This is a genomic window from Sphingobium sp. C100, from assembly GCF_000508185.1.
GTDB lineage: Bacteria > Pseudomonadota > Alphaproteobacteria > Sphingomonadales > Sphingomonadaceae > Sphingobium.
This window is the reverse complement of the sequence record NZ_AYOY01000101.1, coordinates 35,003-57,593: the sequence shown is the minus strand read 5'-3', so window position 1 is coordinate 57,593 and position 22,591 is coordinate 35,003. Positions and strand designations below refer to the sequence as shown.

The 22,591-nt window shown below is 64.9% G+C and carries 24 protein-coding genes; 13 read left to right on the top strand and 11 right to left on the bottom strand.

Annotated features, from left to right (window positions below; all coding sequences use genetic code 11):
• Positions 1-91: 91 nt before the first annotated feature.
• Together C100_RS32270 and C100_RS32265 are read left to right on the top strand one after the other, a co-directional pair.
• Complete coding sequence (locus C100_RS32270; protein ID WP_024019150.1) at positions 92-1,318, top strand: TIGR04063 family PEP-CTERM/XrtA system glycosyltransferase; 1,227 nt, start codon at positions 92-94, stop codon at positions 1,316-1,318.
• A gap of 51 nt (positions 1,319-1,369) precedes the next feature.
• The gene (locus C100_RS32265) at positions 1,370-2,353 is read left to right on the top strand and encodes a hypothetical protein (protein ID WP_024019149.1); all 984 of its coding nucleotides are present in this window, start codon (positions 1,370-1,372) and stop codon (positions 2,351-2,353) included.
• A 10-nt stretch (positions 2,354-2,363) separates the two neighbouring features.
• Here the strand turns inward: C100_RS32265 and C100_RS32260 are convergent, their stop codons facing one another.
• Together C100_RS32260 and C100_RS32255 are read right to left on the bottom strand one after the other, a co-directional pair.
• The gene (locus C100_RS32260; protein ID WP_024019148.1) at positions 2,364-2,735 is read right to left on the bottom strand and encodes a hypothetical protein; all 372 of its coding nucleotides are present in this window, start codon (positions 2,733-2,735) and stop codon (positions 2,364-2,366) included.
• Positions 2,732-2,917 carry a hypothetical protein gene (locus C100_RS32255; protein WP_024019147.1) on the bottom strand — a complete coding sequence of 62 codons (186 nt, stop codon included), beginning with the start codon at positions 2,915-2,917 and terminating at the stop codon, positions 2,732-2,734. Before C100_RS32255 ends, C100_RS32260 begins: the two co-directional genes overlap by 4 nt.
• Before the next feature lie 116 nt (positions 2,918-3,033).
• Here C100_RS32255 and C100_RS32250 point away from each other — a divergent pair, with 116 nt between their 5' ends.
• Positions 3,034-3,702 carry a S24 family peptidase gene (locus C100_RS32250; RefSeq protein WP_024019146.1) on the top strand — a complete coding sequence of 223 codons (669 nt, stop codon included), beginning with the start codon at positions 3,034-3,036 and terminating at the stop codon, positions 3,700-3,702.
• A gap of 67 nt (positions 3,703-3,769) precedes the next feature.
• Positions 3,770-4,687, top strand: a complete 918-nt coding sequence (locus tag C100_RS32245; protein WP_024019145.1) for an XdhC family protein — start codon at positions 3,770-3,772, stop codon at positions 4,685-4,687.
• A gap of 169 nt (positions 4,688-4,856) precedes the next feature.
• On the opposite strand, the gene C100_RS32240 is transcribed toward C100_RS32245, so the two are convergent.
• The 4 genes from C100_RS32240 to C100_RS32225 all read right to left on the bottom strand — a co-directional run bounded on the left by C100_RS32240 (position 4,857) and on the right by C100_RS32225 (position 8,100).
• On the bottom strand, positions 4,857-5,042 hold the full coding sequence (locus C100_RS32240; protein WP_024019144.1) for a YbdD/YjiX family protein: 186 nt from the start codon (positions 5,040-5,042) through the stop codon (positions 4,857-4,859).
• Complete coding sequence (locus C100_RS32235; protein ID WP_024019143.1) at positions 5,039-7,087, bottom strand: carbon starvation CstA family protein; 2,049 nt, start codon at positions 7,085-7,087, stop codon at positions 5,039-5,041. The genes C100_RS32240 and C100_RS32235 overlap by 4 nt, the downstream gene beginning before the upstream one ends.
• 110 nt (positions 7,088-7,197) lie before the next feature.
• Positions 7,198-7,590 carry a DoxX family protein gene (locus C100_RS32230; protein WP_024019142.1) on the bottom strand — a complete coding sequence of 131 codons (393 nt, stop codon included), beginning with the start codon at positions 7,588-7,590 and terminating at the stop codon, positions 7,198-7,200.
• 63 nt (positions 7,591-7,653) lie between these two features.
• Positions 7,654-8,100, bottom strand: coding sequence for a pyridoxamine 5'-phosphate oxidase family protein (locus C100_RS32225; RefSeq protein WP_024019141.1), 447 nt, complete (start codon positions 8,098-8,100; stop codon positions 7,654-7,656).
• Between the two features lie 127 nt (positions 8,101-8,227).
• Between C100_RS32225 and C100_RS32220 the strand changes: the two genes are divergently transcribed.
• A complete protein-coding gene (locus tag C100_RS32220; protein WP_024019140.1) occupies positions 8,228-8,779 on the top strand; it encodes a 2'-5' RNA ligase family protein in 552 nt (183 codons plus the stop codon).
• A gap of 6 nt (positions 8,780-8,785) precedes the next feature.
• On the opposite strand, the gene C100_RS32215 is transcribed toward C100_RS32220, so the two are convergent.
• The 3 genes from C100_RS32215 to C100_RS32205 all read right to left on the bottom strand — a co-directional run bounded on the left by C100_RS32215 (position 8,786) and on the right by C100_RS32205 (position 12,995).
• Positions 8,786-9,088 (bottom strand): alkylphosphonate utilization protein, encoded by a 303-nt coding sequence (locus C100_RS32215; protein ID WP_024019139.1) that lies wholly within the window; start codon positions 9,086-9,088, stop codon positions 8,786-8,788.
• Between the two features lie 23 nt (positions 9,089-9,111).
• Positions 9,112-11,655 (bottom strand): penicillin-binding protein 1A, encoded by a 2,544-nt coding sequence (locus C100_RS32210; RefSeq protein ID WP_024019138.1) that lies wholly within the window; start codon positions 11,653-11,655, stop codon positions 9,112-9,114.
• A gap of 62 nt (positions 11,656-11,717) precedes the next feature.
• Complete coding sequence (locus tag C100_RS32205; protein ID WP_031308993.1) at positions 11,718-12,995, bottom strand: N-acetylmuramoyl-L-alanine amidase; 1,278 nt, start codon at positions 12,993-12,995, stop codon at positions 11,718-11,720.
• 513 nt (positions 12,996-13,508) lie between these two features.
• Between C100_RS32205 and C100_RS32200 the strand changes: the two genes are divergently transcribed.
• From C100_RS32200 to yihA, 8 genes are all read left to right on the top strand, one after another.
• On the top strand, positions 13,509-16,253 hold the full coding sequence (locus C100_RS32200; protein WP_235219040.1) for an Rne/Rng family ribonuclease: 2,745 nt from the start codon (positions 13,509-13,511) through the stop codon (positions 16,251-16,253).
• Between the two features lie 123 nt (positions 16,254-16,376).
• The gene (locus C100_RS32195) at positions 16,377-17,726 is read left to right on the top strand and encodes a M48 family metalloprotease (protein ID WP_024019135.1); all 1,350 of its coding nucleotides are present in this window, start codon (positions 16,377-16,379) and stop codon (positions 17,724-17,726) included.
• A 4-nt stretch (positions 17,727-17,730) separates the two neighbouring features.
• The gene (locus C100_RS32190; RefSeq protein ID WP_052028248.1) at positions 17,731-18,498 is read left to right on the top strand and encodes a DsbA family protein; all 768 of its coding nucleotides are present in this window, start codon (positions 17,731-17,733) and stop codon (positions 18,496-18,498) included.
• 170 nt (positions 18,499-18,668) lie between these two features.
• Positions 18,669-18,803 carry a 50S ribosomal protein L34 gene (gene rpmH, locus C100_RS0124325; protein ID WP_031308989.1) on the top strand — a complete coding sequence of 45 codons (135 nt, stop codon included), beginning with the start codon at positions 18,669-18,671 and terminating at the stop codon, positions 18,801-18,803.
• Between the two features lie 35 nt (positions 18,804-18,838).
• Positions 18,839-19,225: a ribonuclease P protein component gene (gene rnpA, locus C100_RS0124320; protein WP_031308987.1), complete on the top strand. Its 387-nt coding sequence runs from the start codon at positions 18,839-18,841 to the stop codon at positions 19,223-19,225.
• Positions 19,222-19,434, top strand: a complete 213-nt coding sequence (yidD, locus tag C100_RS32185; protein WP_024019132.1) for a membrane protein insertion efficiency factor YidD — start codon at positions 19,222-19,224, stop codon at positions 19,432-19,434. Before rnpA ends, yidD begins: the two co-directional genes overlap by 4 nt.
• A 32-nt stretch (positions 19,435-19,466) precedes the next feature.
• Positions 19,467-21,176 (top strand): membrane protein insertase YidC, encoded by a 1,710-nt coding sequence (yidC, locus tag C100_RS32180; RefSeq protein WP_024019131.1) that lies wholly within the window; start codon positions 19,467-19,469, stop codon positions 21,174-21,176.
• Positions 21,177-21,315: 139 nt separating this feature from the next.
• Positions 21,316-21,963, top strand: coding sequence for a ribosome biogenesis GTP-binding protein YihA/YsxC (yihA, locus tag C100_RS32175; RefSeq protein WP_031308986.1), 648 nt, complete (start codon positions 21,316-21,318; stop codon positions 21,961-21,963).
• 48 nt (positions 21,964-22,011) lie between these two features.
• On the opposite strand, the gene C100_RS48240 is transcribed toward yihA, so the two are convergent.
• On the bottom strand, positions 22,012-22,221 hold the full coding sequence (locus C100_RS48240) for a hypothetical protein (RefSeq protein ID WP_152536427.1): 210 nt from the start codon (positions 22,219-22,221) through the stop codon (positions 22,012-22,014).
• 48 nt (positions 22,222-22,269) lie between these two features.
• Positions 22,270-22,416: a hypothetical protein gene (locus tag C100_RS48565; protein WP_161633903.1), complete on the bottom strand. Its 147-nt coding sequence runs from the start codon at positions 22,414-22,416 to the stop codon at positions 22,270-22,272.
• Positions 22,417-22,591: the final 175 nt, after the last annotated feature.

Below are 22,591 nucleotides of genomic sequence, written 5' to 3'. Positions count from 1 at the left end.
CGCTCGCTTGAACTTCCAGTACGTACGCGCTTTCTCCTAGCGTGACAGAGTTGACGGGGCGTTAAACCTTTTGCGGCAGACAGGACTGGCTATGACTCGCATTCTTCATGTGCTGGACCACAGCCTGCCGATGCACAGCGGATATACGTTCCGCACCAGGGCGATTCTGCGCGCGCAGATCGACAAGGGGTGGGAGGTGCGCGGCATCACCGGCCGTCGCCACAGCGCGGCCGGTCCGACCGAGCAAGTGGTGGATGGGCTGACCTTCCACCGCACGCCAGGCGATCCGGCGAAAGGCAATGCCGTGCTGCGCGAGTGGCGCGATCTTTCGGCCCATGCCGATGCGATTGATGCGCTGGTGCGGCAATGGCGGCCTGACGTGATCCACGCCCATTCGCCGGTGCTCAACGCCATGGCCGCGCAGCGCGTGGCGAAGCGGCATGGCATCCCTTTGATCTACGAAATCCGGGCCTTTTGGGAAGATGCGGCGGTGGGCAATGGCGCTGGCGCGGAGAACAGCCCGCGCTACTGGTTGACGCGGCAGCTGGAAACCCGCGCGGTGCGCAGCGCGGATGCCGTGGCGGTCATCTGCGAGGGGCTGCGCGGCGATCTGGTTGCGCGCGGCATCGACCCGGCCAAGATCATCGTGTCGCCCAATGGCGTCGATATGACGCAGTTCGGCACGCCGGCGCCACGCGATCCGGCGCTCACGGCGACGCTGGGCCTTGCCGGCGCGGATGTGGTCGGTTTCATCGGCAGCTTTTATGATTATGAAGGGCTGGACGACCTGATCGCGGCCATGCCGCAACTGGTGCGCGCGCGGCCGCAGGCAAAGCTGCTGCTGGTCGGCGGCGGTCCTTGCGAGCAGGCGCTGCGCGAACAGGCGCTGGCCTCGCCGTTCAACGACCATATCATCTTCGTCGGCCGCGTGCCGCACGATCAGGTCGAACATTATTATGCGCAGATCGACGTGCTGGCCTATCCGCGCAAGGCGATGCGCCTTACCGATCTGGTCACGCCTTTGAAGCCCCTGGAGGCGATGGCGCAGGGCCGGCTGGTCGCCGCGTCGAGCGTTGGCGGACATCGCGAACTGATCGAGGACGGCGTGACCGGCACGCTGTTCGCGCCCGACGATCCGGCCGCCATCGCCGATGCGCTGGCCGGCCTGTTCGCCGACCGCAGCCCCTGGGCAGAGCGTGGCGCTATTGCGCGCGCCTTTGTCGAGCGGGAGCGTAACTGGTCGTCAAACATTTTGCGTTACGAACCTGTTTACCAACGCCTGCTGGCGCGGCCCGTCCGGGCACGTGTGGCGGCGTGAGCAAGAATAAAGGCCATTGGGTTGAAGACGGCAGGAGGCAGTCTCGGAGCAATGAAGGCGGCGCTGGTGGGCGCTGCCGCTGCGGTCGCCCTGCTGGCGACGCCTGTGGGCCTGCTGGAAATGATCGTGGCGTCAAGCGGTTTCAGCGAAGCGCTGCCCGCCGCCGCGCCGCCGCTGGGGCTGACGGCCCGGCTGCTGATGGCCGGCTTCGCTGCGCTGTTGGCGATCGGGCTATTGGCCATGTTGCGTCGTGATCCGCCGGTCGCGGATGATGAGTGGGAAGAAGACGGGCGCGGTGGACGCGTCCAGGGAGCAAATAAGATGGGTTTCGCCTTTTCCAAGCTGACCGCTCTGGCGCGCGGACGCGCCATGCCCGTCGCCGAACCGGACGCGCCGACTTTGCGTCGCGCCGACGCGCATCCCGATGCGCCGCCGCGTCCTCCCATCTTCGCCAGCCGCGATTTCGACGGGGTCGAGATTTTCGCTCGCCCCGAAACCAGCCGCCGTCCACTGGTGATCCGTCCCGAATCGGGGCCGCGGTCAGCCTCGCCATCATCCACTTTCGCCATGCCCCGTGCGCCCATGCCGTTGGCCGAGGAGCAATTGTCCGAACCCGCCTTTCTACGGCCTGCCGCTCCCTTCTCCAGGTCAGGGGAAGAAACGGAAAACGCAGCCACGGCGATCGTCCGACCATCGGCCGCCGACGCCTCGCTGCCGGATGATTGCGATGCACCGGTGGAGGCCGGTCCCGTCCTGCGCAGCGCGCCTGAGGCCCAGTTTCATCAGGAATCCGGGCCGCGCCCTGCACCGCGCCCCTTGCCGACGCACGGCTTGTCGATCGCGCAATTGACCGAAAGGCTGGAGCAGGGCCTGGCGTCCCGCCGACGCGCCGCCGCCGGCGATGTCACTCAGGTGCTGGCCGACATGCCGGTCGCACCGGCGGTGCCGGTGCGTGATTGCGTGGCGCCCGACGCTGACGAGGCGTTGCGCGCAGCCCTGGGGGCCTTGCGCAACATCGCTGCCCGGCCTCGCTGATCGGCCGCCTCTACCAGTCGCGGATAGTCAGCGCGGACAATTGAAGCCAAAGGCCTTCTGCATCTTCCCCGGCTTCATCGACGCAGATATCGGCGACGAAATGCCCGGATAAGGCCCATTCGGCATCGCCCAGGCCGGTGGTGAAGGCCGTTTGCCGCTCCTGCCTGTCCGGTCCGGCGATTCTCAACCCAATCGCGTGGCGCCGTCCTTCAAACAGGGCGCTTGCCCAGGGGCGGCTGGTGGCGCGCTCGATCGTCGCCGGGGCGCCCGCCCGTGCGAGCATTTGCGCCAGCAACCTGGGCAACGGATCGGGCGAACCGCCGCCGATCGCTTGACTTCGGATCAGGTTGGGCTGGCGGAAATAGTGATCGACCCTTGTCATTGGCCCCGGCTCCTGCGATAAGTGTTCATGAAATGTTCTACACGCCTCGTCAACCGCTCGCCCGGTTCGCGGCCCAGCCGCAAATCGAACACCAGGCGCGGATCGCGCGCACTATGGCGGCCGAATGTGGTCGGCGGCATGTCGTTCTGGCGCAGGAATGTCTCGATCATACGCAAGAGCATCGCGTCTCATCTCCCCAGTCATGGCGACTCGCCCGATGCGAGCCAATAGGTATATTCCTATGTCAGACCCTATTTCCTACTTGTCTAGGAAAAATCTTATCGGTAATGGACCGGATATGGACCAAGCGCAGGATGCCCGGATCGCCCTGGATCGGTTGATTGCCGAACGTGGGGAAAATTACGCCGATCTGTCCCGGCTGATCGGCCGCAACCCGGCCTATATCCAGCAGTTCATCAAGCGCGGCACGCCGCGGAAACTGGATGAGGACGACCGGCGCGTGCTGGCCCGTTATTTCGGGGTGTCCGAAGAATTGCTCGGCGGCGGAACGCCCGCGCCGGTCGTGTCCGCGCGGGTGCGCGGCACGCCTGCGGTGGTGTCCGTCCCCCGCCTTTCGCTGGGTGCCTCGGCAGGCGGCGGCACGCTGGACGAGGATGAGCGCGCGGCGGGCGTGATGGCCTTCGACGCGCGCTGGCTGCGCCATCTGGGGGTGCGGCCGCAGCGCGTATCGATCATTCGCGTCGATGGCGAATCGATGGCGCCGACCTTGAGCGACGGCGACGATATCATGGTCGATCATGATGATGACGCCGAACGGTTGCGGGATGGCGTCTATGTCCTGCGGCTGGATGGCGTTCTGATGGTGAAGCGGATCGCGCTGGGACCGCTCCGGGGCCGGTTCAGCGTGCTGAGCGACAATGCGCATTATCCCGACTGGACCGATATTGATCCTGCGCTGGTCGACATCGTCGGCCGGGTGGTGTGGACCGGCCGGCGCTTGCACTAGGCGCTCGTCATCCCCATTCCTGCCGGGCGACGTGAAGAGCGTCATGTGCTGGCCAGGGAGTTTGGCATTGAACGATAATGGCGCGGTGATTCGCAAGGCGATCGAATGGCGCGGCGCGCCTATGGCGCTGGCCACGGTCATCTCCACCTGGGGATCGGCCCCCCGGCCCAGGGGCAGCCATATGCTCGTTCATCAGGACGGTCGACTGGAAGGGAGCATTTCCGGCGGTTGCGTCGAAGCCGATGTGCTTGAGCGCGCGGCTGCCGTAATCGCCGGCCGGCCGGCCCATATCCAGACCTATGGCGTGGCCGATGGTGACGCCTGGGAAGCGGGGCTGCCCTGTGGCGGCGAGATCGCCGTGCTGGTGCAGGCGGTGGCGGAGGCTGGCTTCGCGCCCGCGCTGTTCGATCGCATTGCCGCTGAAAGCGCGCAGGGGCGGGCGCTCACGCTCGCCACCGACCTGAGCAGCGGCGAAACGCGGGAGGGCGTCCGGGACGGCGTCTTCCTCAATCGCTATGATCCGCCGCGGCGTCTGCTGATCGTGGGCGCGGTGCAGATCGCCCAGTCGCTTGTCCCGCTGGCGCAGGCCATCGGCGTCCGGCCAGTGGTGATCGATCCACGTGGGCGCTTCCTGACCGCAGAACGCTTTCCCGGCGTCGAACTGGATGATCGCTGGCCCGACGAGGCGATCACGGCGCGGCATCCTGGCGAATCAACGGCGGTCGTGACGCTCAGCCATGACATCAAGATTGACGACCCGGCGCTTGCCGCGGCGCTGCGCGCGCCAACCGGTTATGTCGCGGCGCTGGGATCGCGACGCAGCCAAGCCGCGCGGCTTGACCGGCTGCGCGCGATGGGTTTTTCCGCGCAGGCGCTGGCCCGGATTGACGGACCGGCAGGGCTGGACATTGGCGCTATCGGACCGGCGGAGATTGCGCTGTCGATCACGGCGGGGATGGTGGCTGGCTTCAACGCAAAGGGATGAAGCGAGTGCCCCCTGCCGCAAGGGACGGGCAGGGGGCACATCCCCAGGCTGTCGGGCACCAAGGATGGGCGGCCCGTATCAGAGGTGTATGAAACAGCAATAGCTAAAACGCCGAAAATCTAAATTTTCCGTTCGTAAAATTGCAATATATTGTAATAAAGTTGCAAAATCAGCAGCAACGTCCGCTATTGCGGCCCCCATAACGGGCTTCCTGCCGGTCACGGAAAAAGGCGGTTCGGTCCATCACCGGCTGTTCGGGATGGCGATCGGCCATGTGGCGCAGATAGGCGTCATAATCCGGTATGCCAACCATAAGATGCGCCGTCTGGCGGATAAGGCAGAACAAGCGGTTCATTGGGCCGGAACCATCTGGGCGGGGATTTCACGGGTGGTGGGCGCTGCGCATCTGCGGGCCGCCAGGCAGGTCTTCACCGTGAAGAACAGGATCGCCAGCACGACGGCTAGAAAGATCGCGACCAAGGCGGCGTCGACCCGGTCGTTGAAGATGATGCGCTGCATCTCCGCCATCGACTTGGCAGGGCCGAGTAATGCGCCTGCATCCGCCGCCGCGTCATACCGGGCGGCATGGGCAAGGAAACCGACTTTAGGATCGGTCGAAAACAGCTTGAGCCAGCCGGCCGACAGCGTGCAGATCAGCAGCCATGTCGTGGGCAGCATCGTCACCCAGGCGAATCGGTCGCGTTTCATGCGGAACAGCACGGTGGTGCCGAGCATCAGCGCGATCGCCGCGAGCATCTGGTTGGAAATGCCGAACACTGGCCAGAGCGTGTTGACGCCGCCCAGAGGGTCGGTGACGCCCTGATACAGGAAAAAGCCCCAGGCCGCGACGCAGAGCGCGGTTGCGATGACGCCGGGCGCATGGCTGTTCGTTTCCTTGAAAGCGGGCACGGCCAGCGCGATCAGGTCCTGAAGCATGAAGCGGCCCGCGCGGGTGCCAGCGTCCACGGCGGTCAGGATGAATAGCGCCTCGAACAATATGGCGAAATGATACCAGAAGGCCTTCATCGCCGGGCCGCCGACGACATGGCTGAAGATCTCCGCCATGGCGACCGCCAGCGTCGGCGCGCCGCCGGCGCGGGAAATGATCGTATGTTCGCCGACATCCTTCGCCGTTTGCGCGATCATATCGGGCGTGATCGGGAAGCCCATGGCGGTGATGGCCGCCGATGCGCTGGCAGCGTCCGTGCCGATCATTGCCGTGGGGCTGTTCATCGTGAAATAGATGCCGGGGTCGAGGATGGAGGCGCCGACCAGCGCCATGATCGCCACGAACGCCTCCATCAGCATCGCGCCATAGCCGATGAAGGGCGCGTGGCTTTCGCTGGCGATCAGCTTGGGCGTGGTGCCGCTGGAAATCAGGGCGTGAAAGCCCGACACCGCGCCGCAGGCGATGGTGATGAAGAGGAAGGGGAACAGGCCGCCCGCCCAGACCGGGCCGCCGCCCGCCGCGAACTGGGTGAGGGCGGGCATTTTGAGCGGCGGCGCCATGATGACGATGCCGATGGCGAGCGCGGCGATCGCACCGATTTTGAGGAAGGTCGACAGATAATCGCGCGGCGCCAGCAGCAGCCAGACCGGCAGGACGGACGCCACGGCGCCATAGCCGATCAATATCCAGCACAGCTGCACCGGCGTGAAGGTGAAGATCGGCCCCCAGAGGGGCGATTGCGCGATCGCCTGACCATAGACGATCGCCGCCAGCAGGCCGATGAGGCCCAGGATGGATACCTCCCCGATGCGGCCGGGTCGCACCCAGCGTGTATAGGCGCCCATCACCATGGCCAGCGGCACGGTGGCCGCCACGGTGAACATGCCCCAAGGGCTTTCGGCCAGCGCCTTGACCACGATCAGCGCCAGTACGGCCAGGATGATGACCATGATCATGAAGGCGCCGAACAGGGCGATGGTGCCGGCGACCTGCCCCATTTCGAGGCGGATCAGCTCGCCCAGCGATTTGCCGTCGCGCCGCATCGAAATGAACAGGATCATGAAATCCTGCACCGCGCCCGCCAGCACCACGCCGAAGATGATCCATAAGGTGCCTGGCAGATAGCCCATCTGCGCGGCCAGCACTGGCCCCACCAGCGGTCCGGCGCCTGCGATCGCCGCGAAATGATGGCCGAACAGCACGGTGCGATCGGTCGCCACATAGTCCAGCCCGTCGGCGCGGCGCAGCGCCGGGGTCGGCCGCGCCGGATCGAGCTGCATCACATGGCGCGCGATGAACAATGCATAATAGCGGTAAGCGACCAGGAAGCAGCTGACCGCGGCGATCACGATCCACAACGCATTGACCGCCTCGCCGCGTGACACGGCCACGATGGTGAGCGCGACAAGGCCGACGACCGCTGTCAAAATCCAGGGTATGTGCCGGGTCACGCCGCCTCGTCGATGGTTGGGAGACCTGGCCGTAAAGCGGGGCGGGCTTGCGGGTCGGCTCCGGGGATGAACTGCGTCACCCTAAGCCGCTGCGCTTCAAAGACAACCGCCTACCTGCGGCGCCAGGGCCAGTCGATGGCGCCGCTCGCCCACAGCGCCCACCAGATCAATAGTGGCTGCAACGCCAGCCGCGGGCCGTGATACCACCAGCTTAGATGTACGCCGCCCAGCGCGATGTCGTTGAGGGCATGGTGGAAATTGGCTGGCCAGACGCACAGCGCATAAAGCGCCAGCCCAATGCCGGCCGCGCGGCGCAGGGGCGGGATCATCAATCCCGCCGCGCCCGCCAGTTCGGCCATCCCCGTCAAAGCGACGACGATCGCGGGCGCCGGCACCCAATCCGGTGTGATAGCGACGAAGCCGTCCGGCCGGGCCAAGTGCGCGGCACCGGCAAAGGCATAGGCGGCGGCCAGGACGAGGCGCGCGATCACCCGACCGCGCATATCACCGGCTCATCCGCTTGGCATCCTTCAGTCCCGTCGGATCATCGCCGGTCCAACGCGCCATCAGTGCATCGCGTCGATTTCAAGTTCGCCTTCATCTTCGCCATCCCAATAATGGGCGCGTTCGGCATGGACGTGGATCATGACCAAGCCCGGCGTGTCGGCGCCATCGGCGAACCAGTGCTCCAGGTCGGGGTTCCAATGTTCGTCAAACCGGTCGCGGTCACGGATCAGGTCCGCATGGCCTTCCAGCGCTATGAACAGCGGACGATGCCCGAACAGGCCGCTCTTGCCGTGGAACGACAGGCTCACGCGCGGATCGCGCTCTATATCCTTCACCATCAGCGTGTCTTCGGTGGTGAAATAATAGCTGTCCCCGCCATGGGCGACATCCTGGTTGTTGCTCATCGGCCGCGCGCCGATGTGGCCTTCTTCGGTATGGGTAGACAGCATGGCGAAATCGATCTGCTGCATCTTTTCGGCCAGGCTGGCCATCGTGTGCTCCACCATCGTCGCTCTCCTTTCCTCATCGGTCGATAACGCAGCATAACAGGGATGGGGTTCCCCGCCGCAGGGATTCGACTCATTCGACACAAGAACATATCATGAACAAGATGATCGACTCGGAAGCTATGCCATGGAACCTCACGTCAAAGACCTGTACCGGATTTTCTTCGCGCTGAAGCCGCCGCAGCGGGTCGCGCGCCAGATCGATCATTTTGCAGCGACGCTCGCCCCCGACGCGAAGCGGATATTGCTCGCCCACCAGCATGTCACCCTGGCTATAACGGTCGACAGGCAGGATTATCCCTATGAACAGATCAAGGCCTTGCGCCGCATCGCCACCTGCATCATGGCCGACCCGTTCGACCTGCGGCTCGATCGGCTGAGCGAGGGAGGCCGTTCAGTCGCGCTGCGGCCCTCGCACGGCATCGCTGGACTGAAACAGTTGCAGCGGCGGGTGGCCGAGGCGATGCAAAGGGCAGGGGCGACCCCCCGGCCTGGCCGGAGCTTCAGCCCGCACCAGACTTTATTCTACCGGGACGGGCGGCCCGCACAGCGGCCGATCGACGGCTTTGGCTGGCGGGTGGACGAATTCACGCTGATATGCAGCCATGTCGGGCATAGCCGGCATGATATTGTGGGCCGCTGGCCGCTGCGGGGCGAGGCCCAATATCGTCTCTTCTGATCGCGCTCAGCGCTTGCGCACGAATTCGGCGCGCAGGACCAGGCCCTTTATGCCTTCATATTTGCAGTCGATCTCCTGCGCGTCTCCGGTCAGGCGGATCGATTTGATGAGCGTTCCGCGTTTCAGCGTCTGGCCCGCGCCCTTGACGGTCAGATCCTTGATCAATGTAACCTGGTCGCCATCGGCCAGCAGATTGCCGACCGAATCCCGCACCTCGATCTGGTCGGCATCGCCGGTCTTCGCGGCTGCGTCAGCGGCGCTGATCCATTCGCCGCTTGCTTCGTCATAGATATAATCGTCGCTGGCCATGGCCGTGTCTTTCCCCCGGTCGATCAGTAGATGCCGCCCTGGTCCTGCAGGAAATCGGCGTCGGTGCGCTGGCGACCGCGCGCCACGGCGGCTGCCGCCTTCGCGGCGGCTGCCTTGGCCTGTTCCTCGGCTTCTTCCTTGCGGATCGAACGGCGCGGTTCCGTCTCGGGCTTGAAGGCTTCCCAGATCACCGCCGGCTTGGGGTCGTTGGTCGGCCAGACGCCATAGACGCGTTTGCCCGACCGGCGGTCGATCGTCACCATGCGGATGCCGGCGGGCGCCACGAAGGGCGTTTTGGGCATGGTTTCCAGGATCGGGGCCATCGCCGCCTTCCAGATCGGCGCAGCGATGCGGCCGCCCTGCGCCCAGCCGCCCAGGCTGCGCGGCTGGTCATAGCCGACATAGACCCCCGCCACCAGGTCGGGCGATCCGCCCACGAACCAGACATTGGTGGGGCCGTTGGTGGTGCCGGTCTTGCCGAACAGCGGACGCTTGAGATCGGCAAGCACCGTCGCGGTCCCGCGCAGCACCACGCCCTCGGCGATATGGACGACCTGATAGGCGGTCATCGGGTTCATGACCTGCTTGCCCTCAAAGCCGAAGCGCGGCATCGGCCGGCCGTTCCAGTTGGGCATGTTGCAGCCGTCGCACGGGTGCCAGCGCTCGGGCCAGATCACCTTGCCGCGGCGGTCCTGAACATAGTCCATCACCTTGGGCGGGTTTTGTTTGCCCTGGTTCGCCAGCGTGGCATAGGCGTTGACCATCCGTTCGACAGTCGTCTCGCCCGCGCCCAGCGCGAAGGACAGATAGGGCTGATAGTCGCCGATGCCCATCGCCTTGATGGTGCGCACGACGCGGTCCATGCCGGTCTGGCTGGCGGCCCGCACGGTCATCAGGTTGCGTGATTGTTCGACGCCCCAGCGCATCGTTTGCGGCCCGGCGCTGCCGCCGGAGAAGTTGCGGAAGCATTTCTGGCCAAGCCCTGCGCCCTGATAGACGCAAAGCGGCCCGTCGACGATAATCGACGCGGGGGTCATGCCATTGTCGAGCGCCGCGCCATAGACGAAGGGCTTGATCGTCGAACCGGGTTGGCGCTGCGCCTGGGTGGCGCGGTTGTAGGAGGAAAGGCGCGAATCGAAACCGCCCTGCATCGCGCGGATGCGGCCGGAATGAACTTCCTCTACCACCATGCCGCCCGATACCTCGGGAACATTGCGCAGCGCCCAGTTCGCGCCATTTTTCGCCACGACGATCAGGTCGCCGGGCTTGAGCGCGGAAAAAGCGGGCGCGCCGGTGCGGCGATAGGCCATCTGCGCCATGGCCGCCGGCAGCGTTCCTGTCGTGCCGTCGGAAAAGCCGATCTGCGCTTCCGACGTCGATCGGCTGACCACGGCCGCGACCCGCCATCCGGCATAGTCGACGCCGACATAGCTGGCCGCCAGTTCGCGTTCCCAGCTCTTGTCGGGATCGATATGGCCGACCGGACCGGACCAGCCGCGCCCCGCGTCGAAACGCAGCAACCCGTTGCGCAGCGCGTCCTGGGTGCGCTCCTGCACCACCGGGTCATAGGGGCTGCGCACCCACAGGCCGCCGGCATAGACGCTGTTCGGCCCGTCCTCGGCCTTCTCGCCAAAGCGTTCGATCAGACGGCGGCGCACATCTTCCATATAATAGCCGCCGGCGCGCGCATCGAAGCTGGTGCCGCGCACCGTGACGGTGCCCAGCGGCTGTGCCCTGGCCTCGTCGCGCTGGGCGGCGGTGATCCAGCCGTTGGACTGCATCTCGCCCAGCGCCCAGTTGCGGCGGTCGACCGCGCGGGCATGGCCGGTCTCGCTTTCGGGGCGGTAATTGGCCGGACCCTTGGGCAGAATGGCGAGATAGGCCATCTCGTGCAGTTTCAGGTCCGCCACATCCTTGTCGAAATAGGCGCGGGCGGCGGCCTGCACGCCATAGGCGTTGCGACCAAGAAAGATCTGGTTGAGGTAGAGCTCCAGGATCTGCTGCTTGGTCAGGACATTTTCCATGCGCCAGGCCAGGATCATCTCCTTCACCTTGCGCGTGGGCGAATATTCATCGCCGATCAGCAGGTTCTTGGCCACTTGCTGGGTGATGGTGGAACCGCCGCGCGCGCGTTGGCCCGACCCCAGCTTGCTGGCATAATCGACCACCGCACCGGCAAAGCCGGGGAAATCGACGCCATGATGTTCGAAGAATGTCTTGTCCTCGGCCGCCAGATAGGCGCGGATCAGCAGCGGCGGATAATCGCTATATTGCAACTGCACGCGCCGTTCGCGCGCATAGCTGTGGACCGGCTGGCCGTTGATGTCGCGTACCATGGTCGGCAGCGGCGGCTCATATTCCAGCAGCGTCGCAGCGTCGGGCAGGCCGCGCGCGAAGATCAGCCAGAACAGGAACAGGGCAAGCAGGACGCCGCCCAGCAGGATCGATGCCCAGCGGAACAGGCGCCGGCTCCAGAGGGGGCGGAGCCGGTCCATGAAGCCGCCCGCGTCGCGGCGCAGGCGATAGGCGAAGGACGACGGGGCGGTATCGGAATGGGCCTCTTCCATGGGAAAGAGGCTCTAGGGTCAAATTGCGGCCAAGACCAGTGGCGTTTCGACGGGCTGCGCCTTCACCCGCCCGCCGCCATGCCGGTCAGCGCCAGCTTGCGCGCGAAATGCACTTCGATGGCGCGGGCGACGCCGTGCGCGATCTTCTGTTGGCCCTCGCGTGAGGACAGGAAGGCCGAGTCCGCTTCGTTGCTGATATAGCCGGTCTCGAACAGGATGGACGGCGTATCCGGCGCCTTGAGCACCATCAGCGAGGCGAAGCGGTGATAGGCGCTGCGGAACGGAACATAAGGCGACGCCTCGCGCTGGAGCAGTCGCGCGAAACTGGACGAGATGTTGAGCGATTCGCGCTGGGTCAGGTCGATCAGGATGGACGACACGTCGCCGGACTGACCGCCCAGATTGACGCCGTTGATGATGTCGGCCTTGTTCTCGCGCGCGGCGAGCCGCGCAGCTTCGCGGTCAGAGGCGGTTTCCGACAATGTATAGACGGTCGCGCCATGGGCATCTGTATTTTCCGCCGCGTCGGCATGAATGGAAATGAACAGGTCCGCGCCCAGCTTGCGCGCGATGCCAAAGCGTTCCTGCAACACCAGGAAACGATCGTCGTCGCGCGTCAGGGCGACGCGGACGCGCCCGCCCTTGACCAACTGATCGCGGATCGCCTGGGCTATGGCCAGCGTGACATCCTTTTCGCGCTTGCCATTATCCTTGTTGATGGCGCCCGGATCATGCCCGCCATGACCCGCGTCGATCACCACCAGCGGGCGGGCGCCGTCATGCGATCCTTCAATCGGGGGCAGGGCGATGCCGCGCGCCGAAGCGGGGATGGGCACGGTGATTGAATGGAGCCGCTTTTGCGGCCGGGCCGCCATATTCGCGGGCGCGTCGAAACGGGTGCGGCCGCGGCCCAGTTCCGTGCGGAACCGGCTGTCGGTGACGCCGCGGATCGAAAAGCTCAGCGACTTGCCGTCGGCGGCGATCTGCGGATCGCCCAGCGTTGCAGGCGCGGCGAGGTCGAGCACGACGCGCGCCGTCCCGTCGCTGATCTGCCCCTGCCGCACGGCGGCAATGGCGCCGTTGCCGGGGGAAAAGCGCGCCCGTCCCATTTGCGCCCCGTCAATGTCGAGCGCGATCCGGCGGGGTGCGTCCAGCAGAAAGGCCGATGCGCCCTCCACCCGGTCGTCGAAGCGCACGACAACGCGGTCGCCCTGCACGTCCACGCCGGAAATGCCGCCCGCGCTGCCGGGCGTGGAAAACAGGATGCCCGCCAGGGCAAGGCTCTGTAACATGCGCCACTTGTGCAACGCGCGCTTGTCGGCCGTCCAGCCAAATTTCATCGCCGTCAATCCGTCCAGCGTCCCCACGCTGAATATCGGATTAAGCATCAGGCCCTTGTGACCCGGTAAAATGAGAGGGTTAACCGCATCTTCAGTATGATCGCCGATAAGTCGGCTCCCACCTGGCGATGCTTGTCATATTATTTCAACCAGCCGTTGCTCCCTGGGTTATTGACTGCTACCCATTCATATTCCTGAAAGAACCGCCCTTATTTTCGCGGTCTTGCGGGATAAATGATGCGCCGGCTGAACAAGGCCGGCGAGACAGAACAGGTTGACGCTGCATGAGGCATGATTTTCCATCCACGCTTACCCCGGCAACGGGCGCGGCGGTGTGGATGGTGCGGCCCGGCGCCTTGTCCGGCCCTGCCGATGCAGCAGACACGCATATTTTCTTTCAAACCCGGACGATTCCGCCCGCCGCGCCGAGTGGCTCGCGCAGGCAGGCGTCCCTTCACTATCGCGTGGCGGCGCGGCTTTTGGCCGCAGCCCGCACACGCCGGAGATTCTTAAATGACAATGCGTATGCTGATCGATGCGCGCCACCGGGAAGAAACCCGGGTCGCGGTCGTCAAAGGTAACCGGATCGAGGAGTTCGATTTCGAATCGGCCGAGCACAAGCAGCTCAAGGGCAATATCTATCTTGCCAAGGTTACTCGGGTAGAGCCGTCGCTTCAGGCGGCCTTCGTTGACTATGGCGGCAATCGCCACGGTTTCCTCGCTTTCAGCGAAATCCATCCCGATTATTACCAGATCCCGCGCGAGGATCGCGAGGCGCTGTTGCAGGAAGAGCGCGCGCACGCCGAGGAAGAGGCCGCGCTGCGCGCCGAGATCGAGGATGATGAAGACGCATCGGGCGAAGATGGCGTCGAGCTTGTCGAAGCGACCCATCATCATGACGAGGAAGAGCCTGTTGAGGCCGATGCCGAGGGCGGGGCGCCCGAAGCCGCCAGGGGCGGCCGCCGCAAGCGCGAGAAAAATGGCGACGACGCGGCCGACGAACTGCGCCGCAAGCGCATGGCGTTGCGCCGCCGCTACAAGATACAGGACGTCATCAAGCGCCGCCAGGTGCTGCTGGTCCAGGTGGTGAAGGAAGAGCGCGGCAACAAGGGTGCGGCGCTGACCACCTATCTCAGCCTCGCGGGTCGTTACTGCGTGCTGATGCCCAACACGTCGCATGGCGGCGGCATTTCGCGCAAGATTTCTAACGCGGCCGATCGCAAGCGGTTGAAGTCGATCATCTCGGAAATGAGCCTGCCCTCGACCATGGGCTGCATCGTCCGCACCGCCGGCCTCCAGCGCACCAAGCCGGAGATCAAGCGGGACTTCGATTATCTCGCTCGCCTGTGGGACGAAATTCGGGAAAAGACGCTCGAGGCCGCGGCGCCCGAACTGATCCATAATGACAGCGACCTCATCAAGCGCGCGATCCGCGATATCTACAACAAGGATATCGAGGAAGTCATTGTTGAAGGCGAGGAAGGCTATAAGGCCGCCAAGGACTTCATGAAGCTGCTGATGCCGAGCCATGCGCGACGGGTGAAGCAATATGCCGACGCGGTGTCGCTGTTCCAGCGCGCCAGCGTCGAAGACCAGCTCGCCGCCATGTATAATCCGGTCGTGCAGCTCAAATCCGGCGGCTATCTCGTCATCAACCCGACCGAAGCTTTGGTGTCGATCGACATCAACTCGGGTCGGTCTACGCGCGAACATGGCATCGAACAGACCGCCGTGGCGACCAATCTGGAAGCCGCGCGCGAAATCGCCCGCCAGTTGCGCCTGCGCGACATGGCCGGCCTCGTCGTCATCGACTTTATCGACATGGAGGTGAACTCCAACATCCGTAAGGTCGAAAAGGCGATGAAGGAAGCGCTCAAGGACGATCGCGCCCGCATTCAGGTCGGCCGTATCTCGGGCTTCGGCCTCATGGAAATGAGCCGCCAGCGCCTGCGCACCGGCGTGCTCGAAGCCTCAACGCGCCAGTGCCCGCATTGCGAGGGCACGGGGCTGGTCCGCACCGCATCGTCGGCGGGCCTGTCGGCGTTGCGGATGCTGGAAGAGGAAGCGGCGCGTGGTCGCGGCAGCATCATCACCCTGCGCGCCAGCCAGGAAGCGGCCTTCTATGTGCTCAACAACAAGCGCCGCGAACTGGATGAGATCGAGCAGCGCTATGGCGTGACCATCGTCATCCTGCCCGATGGCGAGGTTGAGGGCGCGCGCATGTCGGTGGAAGCCGGCGGCCCGCGTCCCGAACGCGTCGTGACCTATGCCCCGCTCGCCGAGGACGAGGATGACGCCGACCTTCCCGAGGATGAGGAAGAAGAGGAAGAAGAAGAGGCCGAGGAAACCGAAACCGCCGCCGAGCGTGAAGACCGCGATGGCGGGCGCCGTCGTCGCCGTCGTCGTCGCCGTCGGAGCGGCCCGCGCGAAGAGAATCGTGCTGACGGCGCCGGCGAAGATGAGGGCGAAGCGGAGGGCGATGCCCAGGCCGTAGCGACCGACGACGATGAGGCTGCCGAGAGTGAAGCCGCCACGGCCGACTCCGACGAAGCCGATGAAGGCGGTGCCCGCCGCCGTGGTCGTCGCGGCCGCCGGGGTGGCCGTCGTCGCCGTGAAGGCGGTGACGCCGTTGCAACCGAAGATGGCGATGCGACCGAATCGGTTGAACCCGTCGAGGCTGAAGCCGCGGCCGAGCCGGTGGCGGAAGAAGCGCCTGCCGCTGAGCCTGTCGCAGTCGAGGAAGACGTCGCGCCCAAGACGCGTCGTCGTCCGCGCGCACGCAAAAAGCCCGTCGCTGGTGAAGCCGAAGGGACGCAGGCCGATGCCGTGGCTGAAGCGCCTGCTTCGGTCGAAGCGCCCGCCGATGTGCCGGTCGCGGCGGAAGAGTCTGCGCCTGAGGCGCCGGTCAAGCCCAAGCGCACCCGCAAGAAGAAGCCGGTCGTAAGCGAAGCCGAAGGCGCGGCGCCTGTGGCGGCACCCGACGCGGGGCCCGCCGCCGAAGCGGACGCGATCGAAGCCGCCCCGGCCAAGCCCAAGCGCACTCGCCGGAAAAAAGCTGCACCGACGGAAGCCGAAGCGATTGCCGAACCTGCGCCTGAGAGCGTCGAGGCGCAGGTGGCTGCTGCGCCCGCGGTCGAAGCGCCTGTCGCCGAGCCCGTGCAAGCAGCGGTCGCGGACGATGGCGCTGCGGTCGAGGCCGGCGCTGACGATGAAGGCGGTCCGCGCCGCGGCTGGTGGCAGCGCACCTTCGGCGAATAAGCCGGAAACGCTCTGATGAACAAGCGCCGCTGCTCTCCCGGTTCCCACGGGCGCGCAGCGGCGCTTTTCTTTTGGCGTCGCTTCACGGCGGGTTCAGGACGGTCATGGCATCGGCTCGGTCCGATGGCGCGTTTGCTCCAGTTCTTCGCCTTGGCGCTGGCTTCCCTCGCGCTGATGACGCGCCCCGCGCTCGCCCAGCAAATATTGCGCGACGCCGAAACCGAAGCCTTCATGGCGGACATGTCCGGCCCGCTGGTCAAGGCCGCGGGGATGGAGCCGAACAATGTCCAGGTGATGGTCATCAACGATCCAGAGATCAACGCCTTCGTCGCGGGCGGCCAATATGTCTGGGTGCATAGCGGGCTGATCGCCCAGGCCGACAATGTGAACCAATTGCAGGGCGTGGTCGCGCACGAACTGGGCCATATCGAGGGCGGGCACATTATCCGCTCTGGCGAGGGGATCAAGGACGCGACCAGCGTGACCCTGCTGAGCCTGGTGCTGGGCGCGGCGGCGATCGCGGCGGGCGGCGCGGAAGCGGGCATGGGCATCATGGGCCTGGGCCAGCAGGCGGCGATGAGCAGATTTCTCGCCTTTTCCCGCGCGCAGGAAAGTTCGGCTGACCTTGCCGGCGCGCGCTATCTCCACACCGCCGGCATCAGCGGCCGGGGGAGCCTGGAGTTTTTCAAAAAGCTCCAGAACCAGGAATATCGCCTCGCTATTCCCCAGGACAACAGCTACGGCCGCACCCATCCGCTGTCGGGCGAGCGCATCAATGTGCTGCGCGAAGTCTATACGGTCGATCCTGCCTGGGACAAACCGGTCGATCCAAGGCTGGAGGCGCGGTTTGAGCGGATCAAGGCGAAGCTGATCGGCTTCGTGTCCGAACCCACCCAGACGCTGATCAAATATCCCGAAAGCGACCAGTCGCTGCCCGCCCATTATGCGCGCGCCTATGCCTGGCACAAAAGCGCCTATCCGCAAAAGGCGCTGGATGAGGCGGATGCGCTGCTCGCGGCCGAACCTCATGATCCTTATTTTCTGGAATTGAAGGGGCAGATCCTGCTCGAAAGCGGCAGGCCGGCCGACGCCATCGCGCCGTTGCGCGAAGCGGTGAAGCTGACCAACCAGCCACTGATTTCGGTGCTTTTATCCCACGCCCTGATCGCGACCGAAGACCCCGCCAATTTCGAGGAGGCCGAACAGGTGCTGCGCGTCGCGGTGCAGCGCGACCGGGAAAATCCCTTCGCCTGGTATCAGCTTGGCGTCGTCTATGAACGGCGCGGCGACACGCCGCGCGCGGCGCTGGCGACGGCGGAGCGTTATGCGATGATGGGCGAACATCCCATGGCGCTGCGCAGCGCCGACGCGGCGATGCTGGGTTTGAAGCCCGGCACGGTTGACTATCTCCGCGCGCAGGATATCGCCATGACATCGCGCGCCGCGATCGAGCAGCAGCGAAAGAAGCGATAAGAATATGACACAACATAGCCGGCCGGACTTTCGCGCCGCTCTTTCCAACAGGACCATGCAGATGACCCTAGGCGCCTTCGCCTTTATCGCGGCCGCCGCCGGCGCTGCCCTTGCCGTGCAGGCGCCCGCCTCGGTTGGCGCACAGGACAAGACGGCGATCGAAAAGATCGTCCACGACTATATTCTCGACCATCCCGAAATCATCCCCCAAGCCATTGAAAAGCTTCAGGCCAAGCGCCTGTCGAGCGTGATCGACGCCAGCCGCAGCGCCATCGAGACGCCCTATGCCGGCGCCTGGGAAGGGGCGGCCAATGCTGATGTCACCCTGGTCGAATTTTTCGACTATGCCTGCGGCTATTGCCGCGCCTCGCTGCCCGATCTCGCCAAATTGGTGGGCGAGGACAAGAAGCTGAAGATCGTCTATCGCGAACTCCCCATCCTGTCGGAAGCCAGCAGCGATGCGGCCAAAGTGTCGCTGCTCGCGGCCGAGCGCGGGCAATATATGGCTTATCACAAGGCGCTCTACGATGCGGGCCGGGTTTCGCGCGACACGATTCTGGCTGCGGCGGCCAAGGCGGGGATCGGCAAGGCGGACGCCGAAGCGGCGATCGCGTCCAGCAAATATGACGCGGAAATCCAGTCCAACATCGCGCTCGCTCAGAAATTGCAGGCGACCGGCACCCCGACCTTCGTGATCGGGGGGCAGGTGCTGAGCGGCGCGGTGGGCTATGACATGCTCAAGGAAGGCGTCGCGACGGCGCGGGGGAAATAGGTGGATTGTCCCGGTCGTATGTGGCCGGCGTTTATGGCAGGGGTTTCGCTGTTCCACCGTTGACTTTCACCCCCCTTTTGCCTATCGGACGCCCCCTGACTGGCGGCCGCCCCTTTTGGCGGCCCTTTTTTGTCACGCCCGATTCTTTTTTGTTGTTTGAGGAATGAACGATGAAGCGCACTTTTCAGCCGAGCAATCTGGTTCGGAAGCGCCGTCACGGTTATCGCGCCCGCATGGCGACCCCCGGCGGCCGCAACATCATCCGTGCGCGCCGTTCGCGCGGCCGCAAGAGCCTGAGCGCCTGACGTCTTCGCCGGAAAATATTGTCGCGCCCGCCATCATGGCCCGGCGCGCGGATTTTCTGGCGGCGAATCGCGGACGCCGCGCCCCCATGCCGGGCTTTGTCCTGCTGGTGCGCGAACGCGGCGATGGCGATCCGGCGATGCGTTACGGCATCACGGTCACGAAGAAAATCGGCGGCGCTGTCATCCGCAATAGGATGAAGCGCCGTTTTCGCGTCCTGGCGCGTGAATTGCTGCCAGCGCTTGGCGTTGCCGGCGCCGACCATGTGCTGATCGGTCGCGAAGGCGGGATAGAGCGCGACTTCGCCCTGCTGCGTGGCGAACTGACCAAGGCGCTTGGCAAGATCATGACTCGCCCGGCGGACCAGCCGCGCGATCCCGGCCGACGCAAATCGCCGCGCCCGCCGCAGCAGCCCGGCCGATGATCGCCCGGCTCCTCATCCTGATCGCACGCGCCTGGCAACTTGGCCCTTCGCGCATCCTGCCGCCTACCTGCCGTTATGCGCCCTCCTGTTCTGAATATGCGATTCAGGCCGTGCGCAAATATGGCGCGATCAGGGGTGGCTGGCTGGGGTTCAAGCGGCTAATGCGATGCCACCCATGGGGCGGGTCGGGCTATGACCCGGTCCCCTGACACTGAGATATAAGACGGCGGAGCCGAAAAGCGTGGACGACAAGAAGAATATCATCCTGGCGGTGCTGCTGACCGCGGCGATCCTTTTCGGCTGGCCCTATGTCTCGAACTATTTCTTTCCGCCAGCCAATCCGCCGGCGACGAAGATCGAGGGCGGCAAGCAGACCCCGATCGCCAATCCAGGCGCTGATCCGGCCGCCGACAGCGCCGCCGCGATTCGCGACCGCGCCCTTGTGCTCAAGGAAAGCCCGCGCGTGCCGATCCGCACGCCCAAGCTGACCGGCTCGATCAACCTCAAGGGCGCGCGCATCGACGACATCGTGCTGCCGACCTACAAGGAAACCATCGCCAAGGATTCGCCCTCGGTCCGCCTCTACAGCCCCAGCGGCACGCAGGACGCCTATTTCGCCGGCTTTGGCTGGCAGGGCGAAGGGTTGAGGACTCCCGACAAGGACACGGTCTGGACCGCGCAAGGCGGTGCATTGACCCCGACCAGCCCCGTCACCCTGACCTGGAACAATGGCGCGGGGCAACTGTTCGAAATCCGCCTGTCGGTCGATGAAAACTATATGATCACCGCCGCGCAGAAGGTGTCGAACACCGGTGCGGGCGCAGTCGGCGTCAAGCCCTATGCCTATATCAGCCGCAACGGCATCCCCAAGGATCCCGACACCTGGACCATCCATGTGGGGCCGATGGGCGTGTTCAACGGCGCGGCCAATTATGACGTCAACTACAAGGATCTGGACAAGGGGCCTTCGACCCAGAGCTTCCAGACCAAGGGCGGCTGGATCGGCTTCACCGACAAATATTGGCTCTCCGCGCTGGTTCCGGCCGCCAATGCCGACTTCTCCGGCCAATTCCGTAAAGGCGCCGGCACCCAATATCAGGCCGACGTCGCGCTCGGTTCCACCATGGTCGCGCCCGGCAAGGCGGCAACGCTGACGCAGCGCCTGTTCGTGGGCGCCAAGGAAGTGAAGACGCTCCAGGCCTATGAGCGCGCCGGGGTGCCGCTGTTCGACCGTGCGATCGACTGGGGCTGGTTCTACTGGTTCGAACAGCCGATTTTCGCGCTGCTCCACTGGCTGTTCGAAACGCTCGGCAATTTCGGCGTCGCCATCATCTGCCTGACCTTCTGCGTCCGTGCGCTGATGTTCCCCGTCGCCCAGCGCCAGTTCGCCAGCATGGCGGCGATGCGCGCCGTACAGCCCAAGATGAAGGCGCTTCAGGAAAAATATAAGGACGACAAGCAGCAGCTCCAGATGAAGATGATGGAGCTGTACAAGCAGGAGAAGGTGAACCCGCTCGCCGGCTGCCTGCCCATCTTCATCCAGATCCCGATCTTCTTTGCCCTCTACAAGGTGCTGATGCTGACGATCGAGATGCGTCACCAGCCCTTCGTGCTGTGGATCAAGGATCTGTCCGCGCCCGATCCGCTGCATATCCTCAACCTGTTCGGCCTGCTGCCCTTCACCCCACCATCCTTCCTGGCGATCGGGGTGCTGGCGCTGCTGCTGGGCATCTCGATGTATTTCCAGTTCAAGTTGAACCCGGCCCAGATGGATCCGATGCAGCAGCAGGTCTTCGCGATCATGCCCTGGATGATGATGTTCATCATGGCGCCCTTCGCCGCGGGTCTGCTGGTCTACTGGATCACCAACAACTGCCTGTCGATGGCGCAGCAATGGTGGCTGTATCGCAAGCATCCGGTGCCCGCGGCGCCGGCTGCGGCGGCGAAGTGACGCCCACGATCCTCCCCCCGCAGGGGAGGTGGCAGGGCGAAGCCCTGACGGAGGGGCGTCCCGCTCTTGATCGGGTGATACCCCTCCACCGCCTTCGGCGGTCCCCCTCCCTGTGCAGGGGAGGATGAAAGTAGAGATCATGACCGACCAACAAGATTCCGACCTTATCGAAGAAGCGCGCAAGCTCTTTTCGGGGCCGATCGCGTTCCTGAAGTCCGCGCCGGACCTTAAATTCCTGCCCGATATGGAGGTCAACGAGGTCGCCTTTGCGGGCCGCTCCAATGTCGGCAAGTCGTCGCTCCTGAATGCGCTGACTAACCGTAACGGCCTCGCCCGCACGTCCAACACGCCGGGGCGCACGCAGGAACTCAACTTCTTCGACGTAGGCGACCCGCTGCGCTTCCGCCTCGTCGACATGCCCGGCTATGGCTATGCCAAGGCGCCCAGGGACATGGTGAAGAGGTGGCGCTTCCTGGTGAACGACTATCTGCGCGGACGCGCGGCGCTCAAGCGTACCTTGGTGCTCGTCGACAGCCGTCACGGCATCAAGGATGTCGATACCGACATGCTCGACATGCTCGACGGCGCTGCGGTCAGCTACTACATCGTCCTGACCAAGGCGGACAAGATCAAGGCCAGCGAACTCGCCGCCGTGATGGAGCGCACGGCCGACGCGATCCGCAAGCGACCGGCCGCCCATCCCGACATCATCGCCACGTCCAGCGAAAAGGGCATGGGCATCCCCGAATTGCGCGCCGCCGTGCTGGAAAGCGTGACGCAGGGATGACGCAAACCTCCGTTCGCGCTGGAGCGAACGGAGGCCGCAATCCTTACCTCAGGCCGCCCGTTGCTGGTCCGGGCGCCCCAATTCCATGTCCATCAGTATCTGGACCGATCGCACCGCGCCGCAAAAGATGCAGGCGACCGCTTCGCTGCACATATGGACGATCGGCGCGATACGCCGGCCCTGGAGCAGGTCGATCAGCATATTTTCGTCCTCGGACAGCGACGGGCCACGGCCCAGCCGCAATCGTCGGCCCAGCATCGCTTCGGTCAGGCCGAGCAGGCTGTCGATGGCGGGCAGCAGTTGCGCTCAGCCATGGCGGCCCATGCGCATGTGAAGCTGGACCAACACGGGCTGCCCCGCGCGCCGGGCAGCCCCCCAGCACCGCATGGCGTCGAGGAAGAGATAAAGCGCGGCCGGGCTCTGGCGCGCGATCGATGAAGAAATATGGGTCATGGGATAGCCTTTTTGAGAGCCTGTCCCCCTTTGTCCGGCCGCGCGTTCTGCGTGGGAACGAGTCTGGCCGCCAGTCTGTTAGAGGGCGGTTATGTCTCGAAAATTTCAGGCGTATAGGGTGATGACGCGGGGCGGCGGAAATGCGCGCCCACCTGTTGCACACGTGGATTGCATC

Bases quoted from the DNA above. Each gene is read 5' to 3' on its own strand.
- C100_RS32270 (WP_024019150.1), top strand. From the start codon at position 92: ATGACTCGCATTCTTCATGTGCTGGACCACAGCCTGCCGATGCACAGC.
- C100_RS32265 (WP_024019149.1), top strand. From the start codon at position 1,370: ATGAAGGCGGCGCTGGTGGGCGCTGCCGCTGCGGTCGCCCTGCTGGCG.
- C100_RS32260 (WP_024019148.1), bottom strand. From the start codon at position 2,735: ATGACAAGGGTCGATCACTATTTCCGCCAGCCCAACCTGATCCGAAGT.
- C100_RS32255 (WP_024019147.1), bottom strand. From the start codon at position 2,917: ATGCTCTTGCGTATGATCGAGACATTCCTGCGCCAGAACGACATGCCG.
- C100_RS32250 (WP_024019146.1), top strand. From the start codon at position 3,034: ATGGACCAAGCGCAGGATGCCCGGATCGCCCTGGATCGGTTGATTGCC.
- C100_RS32240 (WP_024019144.1), bottom strand. From the start codon at position 5,042: ATGAACCGCTTGTTCTGCCTTATCCGCCAGACGGCGCATCTTATGGTT.
- C100_RS32230 (WP_024019142.1), bottom strand. From the start codon at position 7,590: ATGCGCGGTCGGGTGATCGCGCGCCTCGTCCTGGCCGCCGCCTATGCC.
- C100_RS32225 (WP_024019141.1), bottom strand. From the start codon at position 8,100: ATGGTGGAGCACACGATGGCCAGCCTGGCCGAAAAGATGCAGCAGATC.
- C100_RS32220 (WP_024019140.1), top strand. From the start codon at position 8,228: ATGGAACCTCACGTCAAAGACCTGTACCGGATTTTCTTCGCGCTGAAG.
- C100_RS32215 (WP_024019139.1), bottom strand. From the start codon at position 9,088: ATGGCCAGCGACGATTATATCTATGACGAAGCAAGCGGCGAATGGATC.
- C100_RS32210 (WP_024019138.1), bottom strand. From the start codon at position 11,655: ATGGAAGAGGCCCATTCCGATACCGCCCCGTCGTCCTTCGCCTATCGC.
- C100_RS32205 (WP_031308993.1), bottom strand. From the start codon at position 12,995: ATGAAATTTGGCTGGACGGCCGACAAGCGCGCGTTGCACAAGTGGCGC.
- C100_RS32200 (WP_235219040.1), top strand. From the start codon at position 13,509: ATGACAATGCGTATGCTGATCGATGCGCGCCACCGGGAAGAAACCCGG.
- C100_RS32195 (WP_024019135.1), top strand. From the start codon at position 16,377: ATGGCGCGTTTGCTCCAGTTCTTCGCCTTGGCGCTGGCTTCCCTCGCG.
- C100_RS32190 (WP_052028248.1), top strand. From the start codon at position 17,731: ATGACACAACATAGCCGGCCGGACTTTCGCGCCGCTCTTTCCAACAGG.
- rpmH (WP_031308989.1), top strand. From the start codon at position 18,669: ATGAAGCGCACTTTTCAGCCGAGCAATCTGGTTCGGAAGCGCCGTCAC.
- rnpA (WP_031308987.1), top strand. From the start codon at position 18,839: ATGGCCCGGCGCGCGGATTTTCTGGCGGCGAATCGCGGACGCCGCGCC.
- yidD (WP_024019132.1), top strand. From the start codon at position 19,222: ATGATCGCCCGGCTCCTCATCCTGATCGCACGCGCCTGGCAACTTGGC.
- yihA (WP_031308986.1), top strand. From the start codon at position 21,316: ATGACCGACCAACAAGATTCCGACCTTATCGAAGAAGCGCGCAAGCTC.
- C100_RS48240 (WP_152536427.1), bottom strand. From the start codon at position 22,221: ATGCTGGGCCGACGATTGCGGCTGGGCCGTGGCCCGTCGCTGTCCGAG.
- C100_RS48565 (WP_161633903.1), bottom strand. From the start codon at position 22,416: ATGACCCATATTTCTTCATCGATCGCGCGCCAGAGCCCGGCCGCGCTT.